Raw genomic sequence first — 17,217 nt, forward strand, 5'->3', positions numbered from 1 at the left:
TTGGCCCGGCGTTGAGCGGCATCAGTGCCAGGACCACTGCAGGCCGGCGTTCAGCCGTCGCCCCGGGCCGGGTTCGTAGAAACGGCCATTGCCGTCGTTGACGATCACCGAACCGATGTAGGCCTGGTCCAGCACGTTCTCCAGCCGGGCGAAGGCGCGCAGCTCGCCACCGGGCAGCGTCCAGCGACGGCCGGCTTCCAGGTTCAGTAACGCGTAGCCCGGCGCGCGTTCGGTTGCCAGGTCGTTGACCACGGTATCGCTGCTTGCCGAGGCCTCCAGTGCCCACTGCCAGTCGGAGGGGGTCCACTGCAGCCGGGCGAAGGCCTGCTGGCGCGGCACGCCGGGCAGGCGACTGCCGGCGGCAACCCAGGTGTTCGAGGTCAGGTACGGCGCACGCACCTGGGCCTGCAGCCAGGTCCAGGCCAGTTGTAGTTCCAGCTGTTCGGCCAACGGCTGGCGGTACTGAAGTTCCACACCCTGGCGGCGCGTGCGGCCGATGTTGCGATAGGTGCTGCGTCCGCCGATGTTGCTGGCAACTGCCAGCTCGTCGCTCGTATCTGCACGGAACAGGCTGATATCGAGCTGGGTTCCGTCCTGTGCATGCCACTTGCTGCCCACCTCCAGGCTGCGGCTGCGCGCCGCCGCCAGATCCAAGGCCAATCCCGCCTGGCCATCGGCGCGATAACCCAGCTCGTTGAAGGTGGGCGTCTCGAAGCCGCGGCCCACGGCGGCATGCAGGCGCCACTGCGGGCTGGCCTCGAAGCTGATCCCGGCCACCGGGGTGGTCGCCTGGTAGCGGCGGCGGCCACTGTCATCGGGATTGGCGCCGACGATGTAGCGGTCATCGGACGCGAAACGCACCGCGCTGTGGCGCACGCCGGCCAGCAACGACCAGCGTGTGCTCCATTGCCACCAGGCTTGGGCGAACTGGTCCACGTTCTGCACGGTATCGATCTGGTCACGGCGCAGGCGGCCACGCACGCCCAACGCACGGCCAACGAAGTTCTCGTAGCCGGTGCGGTGCTGGCGCTGGCGGTCTGCGCTGAGCCCGGCCACCAGATCCAGCGGTCGACCGGCGAGGTCGCCGTGCCAGCCCCAGCGCGCGTCCAGGCCGCCGTAGCCGCCCTCCAGATCGATCATTCCACCGGCATGCAGCGGATTGGCCTGCGCCGTCGGCGGAATCGGCAGGTACTGGTGCACCGCGCGCTGGCCGGCATAGCCCATCAACTGCCAGCGCTGCGCCCCGGTTTCACGGGTCCAGCGCAGGCCGGCCTGCTGCTGGCGCACCGATTTACGGGTGTTGTACTGGTACGCCACGGCGGTAGCCTGGCGCGGATCAGCCGCGACCTGGGCACGGCTCAGGCCCAGCGGGTCCTGCGCGTCAGGGGCATCCAGCGCATTGAGCAGCAGTTCCAGCCGCCCACCGCCCAGCTCACCACCAATGCGTGCGTTGAGCGACTCACGGCGCGCACGGCTGTGGTCGCGCCAGCCATCGGTGCGGAAGTGGTTGGCGGCGATGTTGTAGTCCAGCCCGTGACCGGCACCCTGCAATTGCGCGCCGACGCTGAGCGAGTTGTCGGCACCGGCATTGAGCCGCAGTCGCCACGGGTCGCCGGCCTGTCCCTGTGCGCTCCATACCTGCAGCACGCCTCCAGAGGAATTGCCATACAGCGCCGAGAACGGCCCGCGCAGCACGTCGATGCGTTCGGCGCCGAGCAGGCTGGCATGCGACAGCTGGCCCTGTCCGTCGGGCATGGTCGCCGGTACTCCGTCGATCAACACCCGCACCCCACGCACACCGAAGGTCGAGCGCGCACCAAAGCCACGGATCGACAGCTGGGTGTCCTGCGCGAAGTTCTGGCGGTCGCGCGCGACCAGGCCCGGGACCCCGGCCAACGCCTCGGACAGCTGCACGCCGGCGCCGGCGCGGCTGGCGTCGATCCAGACCGTGTCCTGGCTGGCCGGCAGCGCGAACGGGTCGATGCCCGGCACCCGCGCAGCCTGTACCTGCACGCTGGGCAGGACGGTCGGTGCGGGCTCGGCCACGGCCGCCCAGGGCGACAGCAGCAGGGCGGACAACGGCAGGCAGCGGCGGCGTGCGACGGGATTCATGATTCAGGTTGATGGATCGGGCGGCAACGCACGCCATGGTACGGACACCCGGGTGACGATGGCGGCGGCCAGTGCCGGCAGGCTTTGTTACGATGGGTCGGCTTCGGCCCAGGTGCCGCAAGCTGCGTCGCGCAATTCCTCCCCCTTTCCGTCTACCGAACGAGTACCGCCGTGTCCTTCTTTGCAAACGTGGAACTGGTCCCAGGTGACCCGATCCTGGGCCTGACCGAGGCGTACAACGCCGACAGCCGCCCAACCAAGGTCAACCTGGGTGTGGGCATCTACTACGACGAGAGCGGCCGCATTCCGCTGCTGCGCGCCGTCAAGCAGATCGAGCAGCAGCTCGCCGCCGAGGCCAAACCACGCGGCTACCTGCCGATCGACGGCCTGCCCGCATACACGCAGGCCACGCGCGAACTGGTGTTCGGCAAGGATTCGCCGCTGCTGGCTGCCGGCCGCGTCACCACCGCGCAGACCGTCGGTGGCAGCGGTGCGCTGCGCGTCGGCGCCGATGTGTTGAAGAAGCTGCTGCCGCACGCCACCGTTGCGCTGAGCAACCCGAGCTGGGAAAACCACCGTGCGGTGTTCAGCGCCGCCGGTTTCGACGTGCTGGATTACACCTACTTCGACCCGAGCACCCATGGCGTCGATTTCGACGGCATGCTGGCCGACCTGGGCAAGCTGGAAGCCGGCACCGTGGTGCTGCTGCATGCCTGCTGCCACAACCCCACCGGTGCCGACCTCACGGTCACCCAGTGGAAGCAGGTCGCACAACTGCTGAAGGACAAGCAGCTGTTCCCCTTCATCGACATGGCCTACCAGGGCTTCGACAAGGGCATCGAGCAGGACGGCGCTGCGGTGCGCATCATCGCCGAAGCCGGCATCGACAGCTTCATCGTCGCCAACTCGTACTCCAAGTCGTTCTCGCTGTATGGCGAGCGCGTGGGTGCGCTGTCGATGGTGGCGCCGACCGCCGCTGACGCCAAGGCGGTGCAGTCGCAGGTCAAGCGCGTGATCCGCACCATCTACTCCAGCCCGTCCACCCACGGTGCGGCGCTGGTAGCCGGCGTGCTGACCCACCCGGAACTGCGCGCGATGTGGGAGCAGGAACTGACGGAGATGCGCGAGCGCATCCATGCACTGCGCCAGGGCCTGGTCGAGAAGCTGGCCGCCGCCGGCGCGCCGCAGTTCGGTTTCATCAACGAGCAGGCCGGCATGTTCTCGTACTCCGGCCTGAGCCGTGGGCAGGTCGAGCGCCTGCGCGACGAGTTCGGCATCTACGCCGTCGGCACCGGCCGCATCTGCGTGGCCGCGCTGAACCAGAACAACCTGGAATACGTCGCCAAGGCCGTGGCCACCGTCGCCAAGGGCTGAAACAACGCTCCAGTGGTTTGAAGACAAGGGCGCCGAAAGGCGCCTTTGTTTTTGGGGCCCTGGTCTGTAGAGCCGAGCCTACGCTCGGCTTGTGCGGCATGAAGGACGAAGAGCAGCCGAGCGCGGGCTCGGCTCTACAGAAGGCAAGCACCCCGCTTCTGCGGCGCAACGCATCTGGAAACGATTACCTCTCCCCGTGCTCACGCACGCGCCCGCCAGACCAGCGACAATAGGCGTTTTCCCGCTGCCGAGACCTGCCCGCCCATGTCCCGTACCTCGTTGACCCGTTTCCTGATCCAGGAACAGCACGCCGGCCGCATCAATGCCGACCTGCGCCAGCTGATCGCCGTGGTCGCCCGCGCCTGCACCAGCATCTCCATCGCCGTCAGCAAGGGCGCCCTCGGTGGCGTGCTCGGCGACGCCGGTACCGGCAACGTGCAGGGTGAGGCACAGAAGAAGCTGGACGTGATCAGCAACGAGATCCTGCTCGAAGCCAATGCCTGGGGTGGCCATCTCGCCGCCTGCGCCTCGGAGGAAATGGACCACAGCCAGCCGGTGCCGGACATCTACCCGCGCGGCGATTTCCTGCTGCTGTTCGATCCGCTCGATGGCAGCTCCAACATCGACGTCAACGTCTCTGTCGGCACCATCTTCTCGGTGCTGCGCTGCCCGGCCAACGTCGAACTGCCGGGCGATGACGCCTTCCTGCAGCCGGGCAGCAAGCAGATCGCCGCCGGCTACTGCATCTACGGGCCCAGCACCCAGCTGGTGCTGACCGTCGGCCACGGCACCCACGCCTTTACCCTGGATCGCGAGAAGGGCGAGTTCGTGCTGACCACCGGGAACATGCAGATTCCGGCAGCCACCCAGGAATTCGCCATCAACATGTCCAACCAGCGCCACTGGGAAGCGCCGATGCAGGCCTACGTCAGCGATCTGCTGGCAGGCAAGGAAGGCGCGCGCGGCAAGAACTTCAACATGCGCTGGATCGCCAGCATGGTGGCCGACGTGCATCGCATCCTGACCCGCGGCGGCATCTTCATCTACCCGTGGGACAAGAAGGATCCGTCCAAGGCCGGCAAGCTGCGCCTGATGTACGAGGCCAACCCGATGGGCCTGCTGGTCGAACAGGCCGGCGGTGCCGCCTCGACGGGCCGTGAGCGCATCCTCGACATCCAGCCCGACCACCTGCACCAGCGCGTGCCGGTGTTCCTCGGCTCGCGCGAGGAAGTAGCCGAAGCCGTGCGCTACCACCACGCGCACGACGCCGCGCAGGCCTGAGGGCTGATCGCCCGACAGCGGTCATGGCGGATCGATGACATGACCGTGGGGTGACACCGGAGGCGGCAACCGGCACCATCAGGCCGTTGCCGCCGAAGGAATGCATGCATGCACGAGCAGGGCCCGGTCGATTTCATCGAAGTCATCCACAACGCGGTCCCCAGCGAGGTCTGCGCTGCGATCGTCGAGCGCATGCGCGCCGCACAGGGGCTGCAGCCAGGCGCGGTAGGCAGCGGCGTATTCCCGGAACTCAAGCACAGCAAGGACCTGCGCATCAGCGGCCTGGACGGCTGGCGGGATGTGGACCATCAGCTGCAGCACGCGGTGTTCAACGGCCTGCTGACTTATCTACGCCGTTATCCACAAGCATTGATCGCGCCGCTGATGTTGCAGATCCAGGACAGCAACGGGCAACCGCGACGCTTGTCTGCCGAGGACTTCCCTGACATGCCGCCGCAGCAGCTGGCCGACCTGGCTCGTACCTGCCTGCGACCGGGTGCGATCAACCTGCAGTGGTATGCGGCTGGCGAGGGCGGTTACCCGTACTGGCACTGCGAGCTGTACCCGAAGGACCCGCAGGCCGAGACCCTGCACCGGCATGTGCTGTGGACGCTGTATCTCAACGACGAGTTCGAAGAGGGCGAGACCGAGTTCCTGTTCCAGGAGCGGAAGATTGCACCGCGCACCGGCAGCCTGCTGATTGCGCCGACGGCGTTCACTCATACCCATCGTGGCAATCGCCCGCAGGGTGGGGACAAGTTCATCGCGACGAGTTGGATCCTGTTCCAGAGTGCGCAGAAGTTGTTTGGGGGATGAACGTCGAGCATGCTCGACGATATCGCTTGCTCGACTTCGTTCCACTTTCAGTCGAGCAACCTCTACCGTGGGCGACGGCGATAGAGAATCGTGCCCGCCGCTACACCGAACACTGCCACACCGAAGCCAACGAGCTCTTCTTCTCCAAGCCTGCCACCCGACATCAGCTTGCCGGCCGTCAGCAACAGGACGTTCAATGGAAGCATCCACAGGAACGCGATGCCAAGCCAGTAGATAATCTTCATTTCATCTATTTCCCACCACAGTAACAAGGAGACGCAGGTCCACCGCTACTTTCGTTGATGACCTGGCGATTTCATGCGCATGCGACAGTGCGGACACTGAGCCGATAAGCATGGTTGGACATCTTCTCCACCACCTGCTGGGCCTTTTGGGTCGCATGCTTAGGAGCATGCCCAGTGCAACGGGCTGCTCGCAAAGTTCATCCATCGACTGGCTGGCTCACAATCTTCAGCCCAAGCTAGAGCTTCGGTTTCCTCCATGATCTGATCAGGGTCTTGTACATAACCCAAGCGATCCAGCCGCAAACCAATCCGATCCCGGCGACAATGATTTCCTCTTCTTCAAAGGGAGAGCCATTCAGCCCTTGATAGACGACAAAAACCATTGCTCTCAATGACAGCAAAGAAAATACAACTACAGGCGCCCAAAGTAGAATCTTCATCATTATCCCAATTGCAATCGCATGGATCGGTGCTGGACGATTGGCTATCTATCATTTCTTTCCCGGCTTTTGCGGCGTCATAAGCTCCTTGGAGAGTCGCTTTACCTCGCATTACGTTCCTCAGGCCTTTGAATCCACCGCGAATGGTCGTCCAGTTGGAGACGACAGCGTTTACGCATACCCATCGTGGCAACAGGCCGCAGGGTGGAGACAAGTTCATCGCGACCAGCTGGATCCTATTCCAGAGTGCACAGAAGTTGTTTGGGGGAGGGTGAGGGCATCGCGCCCCTCCCGATTGGAGCCGATATCCAGGCAAGTTCGTTATGCCGTCGGTGGATTACCGGGCGTCAGGAGAGCAGTAGTAGTCGCCGCCCCTGTCCGAGTCCCAGTAGGTTCCTCCATAGAGCTTCACCGTGCTGCCTCTTGTCGTCAGCTCTACCGAGCGCGCCAGGCGATCCTCGCAGAAGACCATCAATCGGTAATGGCGCTGCCGCTTGTCTTTCTGCAGTCGCCACCGTTTCTCTGCGGCTTGTTTGATGAAGAAAGCAGCGATCTGCTCTGGATCAGATTCGAGTTCGATGTCGAAAACGGCCCCCAAGAACGTGACCTTCGGCAAGAACTTAACGTTCGTGGGAAGGACCCCTGAAGGGAGTTCAAAGGTCTCGGTAGCAGCGCGCAGTTCTGCTTCTGTTGGCTTTCCGGTCCAATCGCCACCTCCGATGGATCCGAACATTGAAAGATAGGTACCGCCTATCAGGGCCGCAATGACAGCGCACAGGAGCAGATGGCGCAGCGGTAGCATTTTCATGGCCCATTCCCCGACTGCCGTTGTTCGCCGCTACTTGAATCCCGCAAGGCTTCAGTCGTCTTTGCACCGAGCACCGGATCATTGATGCTCGACGGACCGGGGCGCTTGCGAGGACGACGTCGATACAGGATCCCTCCCGCTGCCCCACCAAATACGGCAGTGCCGAGGCCGACCAGCTCTTCGCTGCCTCGCAGATCCGCTGACAGCAATTTAGCCGCCGTCAGTAGAAGAAAGTTCAATGGGAACATCCAAAGGAACGCGATGCTGAGCCAGTAGATGAACTTCATTTCATGCGCTCAAGGATCCGGAAGCGTCGACTCGACCCGGCAGGCGGAGCTGTTCTGCATCCATGGTGCTGAACGCTCCTCTTGTGGACACTGTACCTCAACGACGACTTTGACGAAGGCGAGACCCAGCTCCTGTTCCAGGGGCGGAAGATTGTACTTCGCACAGCCAGTTTGTTGATCGCCCTGATCGCGTTCACCCACACCCAGCGTGGATACTGGCCGCAGGGCGGCGACAAGTTCATCGCCACCAGCTGGATCCTGTTCCAGAGTGCGCAGAAGTTGTTGGGGAGTAATGCGGTGCAGCAGTACATGTAACAACAGACCGCTACTTCCCTCTCACTGGGTGGGCCTGATCAAACGGTGAGGCGTCCGGGTCGGCTTTGCCCGTCCAGGCATCAAGTTGCCCAATGTCCAGTTCCGTTGTTCTAAATCTCTCAGAAACACGAGCAGGAATGTCACACTCTCCCCGCCATTCCAACGGGCTCTTCTGATCAAAGAGAGCGTCGACCTGAATATCAACGCGGCCCGGACTGGACGATACGATCGTAATCGTTCCCGACGATGCAGCGCCATAGCATCCATTCTTGCCCGCGAACGCGCTGGGCCCGGTGCTACGGAACGCCTTGGCTGTGCCATCCGCTATTTTGTAGGAATCGCCAGATTTAAGTCCGTCGGGCAACTCGACAGTGAGCTTCATGAAACTCGATCTATCTCTCCTCCACGAGGAATAGAATGTTCTGATTCCGAACACCTTGCGGTCGCCAGGGACGATCTGATGGCAATCGAAAAGAAGACGCCGACTATCGACCTGCAAACAATCCGTAGCATTCATCGCCGCCTTATCGACGAAGAATCGAACACTCTGTGCTGCAGCCGCATCGCCGCTGGGAATGGAAAACAGAAATGCACAGGCTGTCACCGTTAGGAAATTATTCGCAGCTCTCCGTAGCAAGCTTGATCCTGGCGGCATTTCGGCTCGTTCTCCGCGCAGCCTCATCGTAGATTTCCTTGTGGCGCCCAGTGTACTTATCTCCATTGCCCGAGAGCACGCCTCTATTGCGATGGAGAACTTCATGGACGATGGTGTCATATAGCTCTCTCTTCTGAGCATCAGAAAGGACCTCAAGATACTGCTTGTCTAAGTAGAGCCTTCTGGTTACGTGATTGTACTGCCCGGCCACATTTCCCATATCCCTTACAAATGGATCACGTGCAGGGAAATCAAGATCCGTTTCCGTTGCCTTCGCGAGTGCGTATAGGCGATCAATGTCTTCCTGAGTCAAACCTAGTGGATCAATGAAGTTTATTGGATTCCCCGAGACGTACGCGTAGGTATTCAATCCCCCCGCCAAGCCAATTGGATCACTCTGCACATACCGGCCAATGCTCGCGTCATAGTCGCGGAAGCCGTTGTACCAGAGGCCGCTTTCCGCGTCGTAGTACTGGCCCGGGAAGCCAGTGTTCAACCCGCCAATCTCATCCTTCTGGACACTGCGTCCATAGGCGTAGTTGTACGCCTTCCAGACGGTCTGCTGGCTTGGGCTGGTGACGAACTCAGGGCGTCCCAAATGATCGGTATGCACGTAATTGTGCTGCCCGCTGCGGGCCAGCCCCACCAGTTCGCCTTCGAACCAGAAGTAGTTGGTCCACACGCCATTGTTCAGTTCGGTCATGAGCTGGTTCTGACCGGCGTAGAAGTAGCGACTATTGGTGTTCTGATTGATCTTCGCAACGCGCTGCCCCTGCGCATTCAACACGTAGTCGGTCGCTGCGCCTCCGATGTTGCTGCGGCTCATGCGATTGAAGGCGTCGTACTCGAAGGTGCTGATCCGGCTGCCGGCGGTTTCGCTGATGCGATTTCCCAATGCGTCGTACTGGTACTGACGGTTGCCGTCCTGGTTGGTGTAGTTCAGCACCCGGTTGCTCCCCGGGTCGATGCTGTACTGGGTCAGCTGATTTCCTGCCTGATAGCGGTCGTGATTGCCGCCGGCATGATGCATCGATGCAATGGACACACGTAACGCTTTTCATGCATTGCCCCTTAATCAGGCACAGCACACCGCGACGAAACCGTGAGTGCATTCGCCGGCTGTTGTAGGCACCTCAGAAGAGCGAACCCTGCGGCGAATCCTTCTTCGGCGGCAACGGCTTCTCGAACCGGCTGCAGTCCAGCTTCGGCCAATGGCTGTTCTGCGCGTTGAAGCCTAACCGCTTGCGCGCCAGCTTGAAGCGGTTGTTCAACAGATCGGCATACACGCCCTGGCCGCGCATGCGTGTGCCGAACTGGCTGTCGTAGTCCTTGCCGCCGCGCAGCTGCTGGATGGTGCTCATCACATGCGCGGCGCGATCGGGATGGTGCGTATCGAGCCAGTCGCGGAACAGCGGCGCCACTTCCAGTGGCAGGCGCAGCAGCACGTAGCCTGCGGTGCTCGCACCTGCGTCGTGTGCGGCCTCCAGCACGGCTTCCAGCTCGCTGTCGTTGATCCATGGAATCACCGGCGCCACCATCACCCCGACTGGAATGCCGGCTTCATGCAGCCGCTTCATCGCGCGCAGCCGTGCATGCGGTGCGGATGCGCGCGGTTCCAGCTTTGCGGAAAGATGCGGGTCCAGCGAAGTCACCGAGAAATGCACGCTGACCAGGTTCTCCGCGGCCAACGGTGCAAGCAGATCGATATCGCGCTCGACCAGCGCGTTCTTGGTGATCAGCGAGAACGGATGCTTGGTTTCCAGCATCACCTCGATCAGCTGGCGGGTGAGTTTGAACTTGCGTTCGATCGGCTGGTACGCGTCGGTGTTGATGCCCAGGGCGATCGGCTGCGGCACGTAGCCCGGTTTCGACAGTTCCTTGCGCAGCAACTGCGGCGCATTGGTCTTGGCGAACAGCTTGGTTTCGAAGTCCAGGCCCGGCGACAGGTTCAGATAGGCGTGCGAGGGGCGCGCGAAGCAGTAGGAACATCCATGCTCGCAACCGCGATACGGATTCACCGACTGGCTGAATCCCACGTCCGGTGAATTGTTGCGGGTGATGATGGTGCGCGCGGTTTCAGCGCGTACTTCGGTGCGCAGGCGCGGGGCGAGGAATTCTTCGCTCTCGTCGGCCGCCCAGCCGTCGTCCACCGCCTCGCTGACGGTGCTCTCAAAGCGCCCGGCAAGGTGGGACGTGGAACCTCTGCCCTTGATCGCGATACCCATTGCGGCAGATTACGCCGCAGCCGTCTCAATGGCTGCGACGGCCTCCTGAAGGGTTCAGGCGAGGCTGAGCCGAGCGTGGGCTCGGCTCTACAGGGCACCCGTATCACTGCAGAGCCGAGCCCATGCTCGGCTGCACCCCTGGGTCAGAGCAGCGCCAGGTACCCCCGCACCGTGGCGTCCAACCCGTCATACAGCGCCTCGCCGATCAGCGCATGGCCGATCGACACCTCCAGCACGTCCGGCACGTGGGCCAGGAAATCGCGCAGGTTGTCCTGCGACAGGTCGTGGCCGGCGTTGACGCCCAAGCCCACCGCCTGCGCCCGCCGCGCCGCGGTGGCGAACAGCGCCAGCATCGCCTCGGCATTGCCGGCGCCGTACGCTTCGGCGTAGGGGCCGGTGTACAGCTCGACGCGGTCGGCACCCACCTCGGCGGCCTGCTCCAGCAGTGGATTGCCGGCATCGACAAACAGGCTGACCCGGCAGCCCATCGCCTTCAGCTCGGCGACCAGCGGGCGCAGCCGTTCGCCGTCGCGCTCGAAGTCGAATCCATGGTCGGAAGTGATCTGGCCATCACTGTCGGGCACCAGGGTGGCTTGCGCCGGACGCGTCTGTGCGCACAGTGGCAGCAGGCCCGGGTAACCTTCGCGCGGTGGCGCGAAAGGGTTGCCTTCGATGTTGAATTCAACGCCCCGCGCGCGGGTCAGCCGGGACAGGGCCAGCACGTCCTCGGCAGTGATATGGCGGCGGTCTGGGCGCGGGTGCACCGTGATGCCATGCGCGCCGGCGTCCAGGCAGGCCTGGGCTGCGCGCACCACGTCCGGTTCGGTACCGCCGCGCGAATTGCGCAAGACGGCGATCTTGTTGACGTTGACGCTGAGCTGGGTCATCGAACGAAACTACCTGGAAAGGGAGGAGGGACCCTGGTCGGCGGCTTCGCCACGACGGGCCTCGGCCTGTTCGCGCAGGCGCCGCAGCTCCTCGGCATCGACCAGGGTCGAAGGATCCCGCTGCAGGTCCCCGAAGCGCGCCACGTAGCGGCCGCGGACCCAGGCCAGCAGGAAGACCAGGGCCCCCAGCAGGCCCAGGGCCATCAGCCCCGGGCTCGGGGTCTTGAGCGCAACGGCGAAGCAGCCCAGCGCCGGCAGCAGATATAGCCAATACATAGTCAGGCTCCCCGGAATGTCGCCGCAGTGTAGCGCTGCGTCAGAGCAGCGGCGAGGCCAGGCGGGCGAAGGCCTCCGGCAGGCGGTGCAGCCACAGCGAGCGGCCGGCCTGGTCGTGTACCCGCGTGGAACGGTCGAATTCGCCCTGCAGCAGTTCGGCCAGCGCGGCAACCCGGTCACGGTCGCTGATCATCATCGACAGTTCGAAGTTCAGGCGGAAGCTGCGGTGATCGAAGTTGGCGCTGCCGACAATGCAGACATCCTCATCGGCAATGAATGCCTTGGTATGCAGCATGCGCGGGCCATACTCGTAGATCTTCACTCCGGCGTGCAGCAGCTCATCGAAGTACGAGCGGGCCGCCTGGGTGACGAACCAGGAGTCACTCATCTTGGGGACGAGTAGGCGCACGTCCAGCCCGCCGAGCGCAGCCGAGGTCAGGGCCATCCGCGCCGCTTCGCCCGGTACGAAGTAGGGAGTGACCAGCCAGACCCGCTCGCGCGCCTCCTGGATTGCCGCCACATGCACGCGGTGGATGGTTTCCCAGCCCGAATCCGGGCCCGACACCAGCACCTGCGCGTTGATCGGGCCATCACCGCGCAGGGGCATGTCGGCCGGCCACAGCCGTGCCACCTGCAGCCGCGAGGGGTCCTGCCCACTGGCGTACAGCCAGTCTTCGGCGAAGACCAGCTGCAGGCTGCGCACCACGTGGCCGCGGATGCGCATGTGCAGGTCGCGGTAGGCATCGGCCCGGCGGCGTTCGTCCTCCTCATCGGTGATGTTGATGCCACCGGTGAAGGCCACGCGTCCATCGACGATGACCAGCTTGCGGTGGGTCCGCAGGTTCAACCACGGTCGCTTGAAGGGTTTCAGCAACTGCCGCGGATGGAACCAGATGGCTTCGCCGCCGGCCTCGAGCAGGGGTTGCAGGAAGCGGCGCGGCAATGCAGACGATCCCACGGCATCCAGCAACAGCCGGACCTGCACGCCGACACGCGCGCGCTCGACCAGCGCATCACGCAGCGCCGTGCCTGCGTGATCGGAATTGAAGATGTAGTACTCCAGGTGGACATGGTCGCGCGCCTGGGCGATGGCATCGAGCAGCGCGGCGTAGGTGGCCGCGCCATCCACCAGCCAGGTGACTTCGGTGGCACTGCTCGGCGCCAGTCCGGTCGTGGCCTGGGCGACCTTGGCCAGTTCGGTGCAGTCCGCGTCGGGCGGGCAGACGTCGCTGTAGTGCTCCATGCCTGAGCGTGCACGGCCACGCCGCAGCCGCTGGCGTTTCACCTTCTGCGGGCCCAGCAGGTAATAGATGAAGAGTCCCAGGTAGGGCAGCAGCGCCAACGACAGGATCCAGCTCAGCGTGGCCACCGGTTCGCGCTTCTGCAGGATGATCCAGCCGGTCAGCGCCAACAGGTACAACAGATAGGCGACCGCGAGGATCGTGCCGAGGTGGGCGATGCCATCGAGCCAGTGGCGCAGGGAATCGAAGAGGGCGAGCATGCGCCGATCATAGCGGCGCATGCCACTTGATGGGGTCAGATCCCTTTTCCGCAGGAAAAGGGATCTGAGACCCCAACCGGTGCGCCACGACGAGAACAAAAAAAAACGCCCCTGTTTCCAGGGGCGTCTGCAGTCGCGTCATGACTGGAGTGTTGCGGTATTGCGATTACTGCTGCACAAAACCGATCTTCTTCATCTGAGCGTTCTTCGCGGCAGCCAGCACCTTGGCCATCACGTCGTACTCCGAATCCGGGCTCGCATCGATGCGCAGTTCCGGCTGGTTGGTCGGGTCACGCTGGACCTCCTGTTCCATCCGCTGCTGCAGTTCGTGCGTGCTGATCGGGCTGTTGTTCCACGAGACCTGGTTGCTGGCGTCGATCTTCAGTTCGATCGGCGGCGGCGGTTCGACCAGCTGCGGCGGTGGGTTGAGCACGCGCTGCGGCAGGTCCACGGCGATCGGGTACGTCATGATCGGCGCGGTCACGATGAAGATGATCAGCAGAACCAGCATCACGTCCACGAGGGGCGTGACGTTGATGTCTGCCATGGGGCCCTTGCCACCACCACTACTGAATGCCATGGCTTATTGCCCCTTTTCTTTGGTCGCGACGAAGCCGACGTCCAGCATGCCCTGTTCCTGCGCAACCTTGGTCAGGTCGTTGATGACGCGCATCTTGGTGGTGCGGTCACCACGCAGGTTCAATGGCGGCTGCGGGGTCTGCTGGGCGGCGGTCGCCAAGCGCGACTCGAGAGTCTGCTTGTTGATTTCTTCGTCGTTCCAGTAGATCGAGCCGTCTTCCTTGACTGCCAGCGTGATCGGGTTCGGACGCTTTTCAGCATCTTCCGGCTTCTGGATCAGGTTGGCTTCCGGCAGATCCACCTTGACCTTGTGGGACATCAGGGGCGCCGTGATGATGAAGATGATCAGCAGCACCAGCATCACGTCCACGAGGGGCGTGACGTTGATGTCGGCCATGGGGCCGCCGCTGTTACCACTACTGAAAGCCATAACGGGCTCCGTCTAATCTTGGTGACTACTGCTTCGTCTGGATGACGCGCGCCGCAATTAGCGGACGCGCGAACCGGTGGCGAAGAAGTCGTGCAGGTCGTGCGCGAAGGTGTCGAACTTGCTGATGGTCGCGCTGTTGACCTTGCTGAAGAAGTTGAAGGCGAACACGGCCGGGATCGCGACGAACAGACCGATCGCGGTCATGATCAGCGCTTCACCCACCGGGCCGGCAACGGCGTCGATCGAAGCGGAGCCGGTGGCACCGATCTTGATCAGCGCGCCGTAGATGCCCCACACGGTACCCAGCAGACCGACGAACGGAGCGGTCGCGCCGACGGTAGCCAGCAGGGTCATGCCCGACTGCAGCTTGTTGCTTTCGCGGGTGACGGCCTGGCGCAGGGCGCGGTCGACGAACTCCGAACGGCTCAGGTTCTCACCCAGGCCACCGGTGGCACCGCCTTCAGCGCGCTGGTGGTGCGCAGCAGCCTGGGCAGCATCCAGGGCGATCTTCGAGAACGGCTCGGAAGCCGGCTGCTCTTCCATCGCGCGGATGGCGTCCTGCGCGTTCGGGGTGTCCCAGAACAGGCTGACGACGCGGTCGGCCGCGCTCTTCAGGCGGGTGGCGCGGAAGATGTTGATGACGGTCCAGTACCAGGACATGGCCGACATCAGCACCAGGGTCAGCAGCACGACCCAGGAAACGGCGAAATCACCCGGCTTGGTGGTCATTTCGTGGATCAGGTGCTCGAAGCCCATCTGCGACAGGGCGTTGGACGGATTGCCCCCGGCAGCAGCGGCGATGAAAATTTCCTGCAGCATGACGCTTACCTTTGTTGTGTGTGGTGATAAAGGGTGTAGCTAAGCTAAACAATCGAACCGGGCGATGTGGGGACCGCAGCCCCCGGACGCATCAGTTCAGCGCAAAGTTGACCGGGACGCGAACGCGGCCTGCCGTCTTCTTACCGCCAGATTCAGCGGCGTTGAAGCGCCACTTGCGAGCCGCTTCCATCGCAGCACGGTCCAGGTCGCGGTTACGGCTGGACTTTTCCACCGTGACATTGGTGACGTTGCCGTTGGCATCGACATCAATGATCAGGATCACTTCGCCCTGGATGCCGGCGCGGAAGGCTGCCGGCGGGTAACGCGGCGGGTTCATGGCCTTCGACGAGATATCCACGCTGGCCTCGATCGAGGTCGGCGGCGCAGGCGGGGCAGGCGGTGCCGGCGGGGTGACGATATCGTTCGGGCGCGGTTCCGGCACGTCGACGACCGGCGCCTGCGGCGGCGGCGGGACGGGCGACGGCTTCGGCGGCGACAGATTCTTCACCGGCGGTGGGGGAGTATCCTGCGGCGGCGGCGGCGGCGGCGGCGGTGGCGGCGGCGGCGGGGCGTCGACGATGGTCACCATGACGTTACGCTCCTTCTCGGCCACGGCCTTGGGAGCCACGGCAGGGATGAGGAGCATCATGAAGGCGGCCAGATGCAGGGCAATTACAAACGCGATGCCAACGATGCGAGGCCAGCTCAGCCCCTTCTCATCGGGTTGTTCGTACCGGTGAACGACTAGTTGTTCCGTCATGCGCCAAGAGCTCAATAGTGGGGCCGGGATGCCGGGGGCGGAATCCCTGATCAGCGGTGCATGACACCGCAGGAACCTCCAAGCTTATACCAATCCTGAGCGCCTGCGCATCAATCGAGCAGGCGTTCAGGCGTTATTCCTACTTACTTCAGGTTGATGATTTTCTTGGCATCAGCCTGGTTCTTCACACCCTTCGCCAGCGCCTGCTGGGCGGCCTGCTTGGCCTCCGGGATGCGACCTTCTGCATGCAGGACGCGTGCCAGGTTCAGGAAGGTCTCACCGTCCTTGGACAGCGGGGCAGCCTTCTGCCACGCCTCGATCGCCTGCGGCACCTGGTCGGAGTAGTAGTAGGACTGGGCCAGCGCCAGGTAGACCTGGTAGTCCGGCTTCAGGATGCCCTTCTGCAACCCCTCGTTGATGACCGCGATGACGTCCTTTTCCTTGTGTTCGGTGTTGGCATAGATCGAGTACAGCTGCTTGTACTCGCGCTCTTCAGTGAGCTGGCCGCTGCTGCGCAGCTTGTCCATCACCGCAGCAGCCTTGTCCATCTGGTCGGCCTGCATGTACATGCTGGCCAGGTTCAGCTGGGCCTTCTTGTCGTTCGGGTTCCTGGTCGCCAGTGCTTCGGCTTCCTTGACGGCTTCACCGGTCTGGCCCGCTTCGGACAGGGCCGCCATCAGCAGCTGGTTCCAGTTGTCCTTCGGTTCGGCAGCACCCGCGATGGCCTGCTTCAGCACCGGGATGGCTTCCTGGTAGCGTTCCAGCTGGTACAGCGCCTGGCCCTTGGCGATCAGTTCTTCCGGCTTGGTCGACTTGCTCTCGGCGAAGTACTTGTCCAGCGTCGCCAGGCCCTCGGCCGTCTGGTCTTCCTGCAGCTGCAGCTGGCCCAGCATCAGCATCGACTGGTAATGGCCGTTGTTGTCCAGGCCGTTGAACTGCAGGACCTGCTTCAGGTAGGCGATGGCGGCCGGAACGTCGTCGGTCTGGTAGGCCGCCTGCGAGGCCAGCTGCGCGGCCAGCGACTTGTCGTACTCGTTCGCGGCACTATCGGCCAGGATGGCGTCGGCCTGGGTGCGGGTCTCCGGGAACTTTTCCTTGTTGTAGCTGTCGATCATTTTCTGGAGCTTGCTGCCCATCTTGGCCGAGGCCTTGGCAGTCGGCTCCTGGCGGGTCGCTTCCGGGTACAGCACTTCGGCCTTGGCCTGCTTGCCGCCACGGTTGCCACGCTCGGAGGAACGCGAGGACTGCGCGGCGGCATCGGTGACCACGGCGCCGGTCAGGGCGGTCGCGACGAGGACGGAAAGCACAGCTTTGTGGTTACGGAAAATCATCGTTCACCTCGATCGAACCGCCGGTCAGCGGCAAAGTCGGACTGTCAGAAAAATCTGAGCCGCCAAACGTATCAGA

18 protein-coding genes and 2 pseudogenes are annotated in these 17,217 nt (G+C 63.4%); 5 read left to right on the forward strand and 15 right to left on the reverse strand.

The annotated features are described in order from the left end of the window. Positions 1–21: 21 nt before the first annotated feature. Complete coding sequence (locus A9K58_RS15025; RefSeq protein ID WP_065200101.1) at positions 22–2,112, reverse strand: TonB-dependent receptor family protein; 2,091 nt, start codon at positions 2,110–2,112, stop codon at positions 22–24. A 171-nt stretch (positions 2,113–2,283) separates the two neighbouring features. Here A9K58_RS15025 and A9K58_RS15030 point away from each other — a divergent pair, with 171 nt between their 5' ends. From A9K58_RS15030 to A9K58_RS15040, 3 genes are all read left to right on the forward strand, one after another. Next, the gene (locus A9K58_RS15030) at positions 2,284–3,486 is read left to right on the forward strand and encodes an amino acid aminotransferase (protein WP_065200102.1); all 1,203 of its coding nucleotides are present in this window, start codon (positions 2,284–2,286) and stop codon (positions 3,484–3,486) included. 264 nt (positions 3,487–3,750) lie between these two features. Then, positions 3,751–4,767 carry a class 1 fructose-bisphosphatase gene (locus A9K58_RS15035; protein ID WP_065200103.1) on the forward strand — a complete coding sequence of 339 codons (1,017 nt, stop codon included), beginning with the start codon at positions 3,751–3,753 and terminating at the stop codon, positions 4,765–4,767. Between the two features lie 108 nt (positions 4,768–4,875). Beyond that, positions 4,876–5,583: a 2OG-Fe(II) oxygenase gene (locus A9K58_RS15040; protein ID WP_065200104.1), complete on the forward strand. Its 708-nt coding sequence runs from the start codon at positions 4,876–4,878 to the stop codon at positions 5,581–5,583. Positions 5,584–5,645: 62 nt separating this feature from the next. On the opposite strand, the gene A9K58_RS15045 is transcribed toward A9K58_RS15040, so the two are convergent. Then, the gene (locus A9K58_RS15045; protein ID WP_021204611.1) at positions 5,646–5,828 is read right to left on the reverse strand and encodes a hypothetical protein; all 183 of its coding nucleotides are present in this window, start codon (positions 5,826–5,828) and stop codon (positions 5,646–5,648) included. Between the two features lie 601 nt (positions 5,829–6,429). On the opposite strand from A9K58_RS15045, the pseudogene A9K58_RS19540 reads away from it, so the two are divergent. After that, positions 6,430–6,543, forward strand: a pseudogene (locus tag A9K58_RS19540) (2OG-Fe(II) oxygenase); the annotation flags it as partial. A 62-nt stretch (positions 6,544–6,605) separates the two neighbouring features. On the opposite strand, the gene A9K58_RS15050 reads toward A9K58_RS19540, so the two are convergent. Beyond that, positions 6,606–7,076, reverse strand: a complete 471-nt coding sequence (locus tag A9K58_RS15050) for a hypothetical protein (RefSeq protein ID WP_231109328.1) — start codon at positions 7,074–7,076, stop codon at positions 6,606–6,608. Next, complete coding sequence (locus tag A9K58_RS19205) at positions 7,073–7,363, reverse strand: hypothetical protein (protein ID WP_081284088.1); 291 nt, start codon at positions 7,361–7,363, stop codon at positions 7,073–7,075. The genes A9K58_RS15050 and A9K58_RS19205 overlap by 4 nt, the downstream gene beginning before the upstream one ends. 78 nt (positions 7,364–7,441) lie before the next feature. Between A9K58_RS19205 and A9K58_RS15055 the strand changes: the two are divergent. Beyond that, positions 7,442–7,678, forward strand: a pseudogene (locus A9K58_RS15055) (2OG-Fe(II) oxygenase); the annotation flags it as partial. 10 nt (positions 7,679–7,688) lie between these two features. Here A9K58_RS15055 and A9K58_RS19545 read toward each other — a convergent pair. The 11 genes from A9K58_RS19545 to A9K58_RS15105 all read right to left on the reverse strand — a co-directional run bounded on the left by A9K58_RS19545 (position 7,689) and on the right by A9K58_RS15105 (position 17,141). After that, positions 7,689–8,060 carry a hypothetical protein gene (locus A9K58_RS19545; protein ID WP_155760516.1) on the reverse strand — a complete coding sequence of 124 codons (372 nt, stop codon included), beginning with the start codon at positions 8,058–8,060 and terminating at the stop codon, positions 7,689–7,691. Positions 8,061–8,292: 232 nt separating this feature from the next. Continuing rightward, a complete protein-coding gene (locus A9K58_RS20090; protein ID WP_269194775.1) occupies positions 8,293–9,378 on the reverse strand; it encodes an RHS repeat-associated core domain-containing protein in 1,086 nt (361 codons plus the stop codon). Between the two features lie 88 nt (positions 9,379–9,466). Beyond that, entirely contained in the window at positions 9,467–10,558 is a 1,092-nt protein-coding gene (locus A9K58_RS15065) for a PA0069 family radical SAM protein (protein ID WP_065200106.1), read from the reverse strand. 143 nt (positions 10,559–10,701) lie between these two features. Beyond that, positions 10,702–11,445: a pyridoxine 5'-phosphate synthase gene (locus A9K58_RS15070; protein WP_065200107.1), complete on the reverse strand. Its 744-nt coding sequence runs from the start codon at positions 11,443–11,445 to the stop codon at positions 10,702–10,704. A 9-nt stretch (positions 11,446–11,454) separates the two neighbouring features. Then, positions 11,455–11,721: a hypothetical protein gene (locus tag A9K58_RS15075; RefSeq protein WP_065200108.1), complete on the reverse strand. Its 267-nt coding sequence runs from the start codon at positions 11,719–11,721 to the stop codon at positions 11,455–11,457. A 40-nt stretch (positions 11,722–11,761) separates the two neighbouring features. After that, positions 11,762–13,222 carry a cardiolipin synthase gene (gene cls / locus A9K58_RS15080; RefSeq protein ID WP_065200154.1) on the reverse strand — a complete coding sequence of 487 codons (1,461 nt, stop codon included), beginning with the start codon at positions 13,220–13,222 and terminating at the stop codon, positions 11,762–11,764. Positions 13,223–13,388: 166 nt separating this feature from the next. Beyond that, entirely contained in the window at positions 13,389–13,802 is a 414-nt protein-coding gene (locus tag A9K58_RS15085; RefSeq protein ID WP_065200109.1) for an ExbD/TolR family protein, read from the reverse strand. A gap of 3 nt (positions 13,803–13,805) precedes the next feature. Further along, the gene (locus A9K58_RS15090) at positions 13,806–14,231 is read right to left on the reverse strand and encodes an ExbD/TolR family protein (protein WP_005421196.1); all 426 of its coding nucleotides are present in this window, start codon (positions 14,229–14,231) and stop codon (positions 13,806–13,808) included. A gap of 57 nt (positions 14,232–14,288) precedes the next feature. Beyond that, positions 14,289–15,050 (reverse strand): TonB-system energizer ExbB, encoded by a 762-nt coding sequence (gene exbB / locus A9K58_RS15095; protein WP_065200110.1) that lies wholly within the window; start codon positions 15,048–15,050, stop codon positions 14,289–14,291. 91 nt (positions 15,051–15,141) lie between these two features. Further along, a complete protein-coding gene (locus A9K58_RS15100; RefSeq protein WP_065200111.1) occupies positions 15,142–15,810 on the reverse strand; it encodes an energy transducer TonB in 669 nt (222 codons plus the stop codon). Positions 15,811–15,953: 143 nt separating this feature from the next. Then, positions 15,954–17,141, reverse strand: coding sequence for a tetratricopeptide repeat protein (locus tag A9K58_RS15105; protein WP_065200112.1), 1,188 nt, complete (start codon positions 17,139–17,141; stop codon positions 15,954–15,956). Between the last annotated feature and the right edge of the window lie 76 nt (positions 17,142–17,217).

Source organism: Stenotrophomonas maltophilia, from assembly GCF_001676385.1.
Classification (GTDB): domain Bacteria; phylum Pseudomonadota; class Gammaproteobacteria; order Xanthomonadales; family Xanthomonadaceae; genus Stenotrophomonas; species Stenotrophomonas maltophilia_J.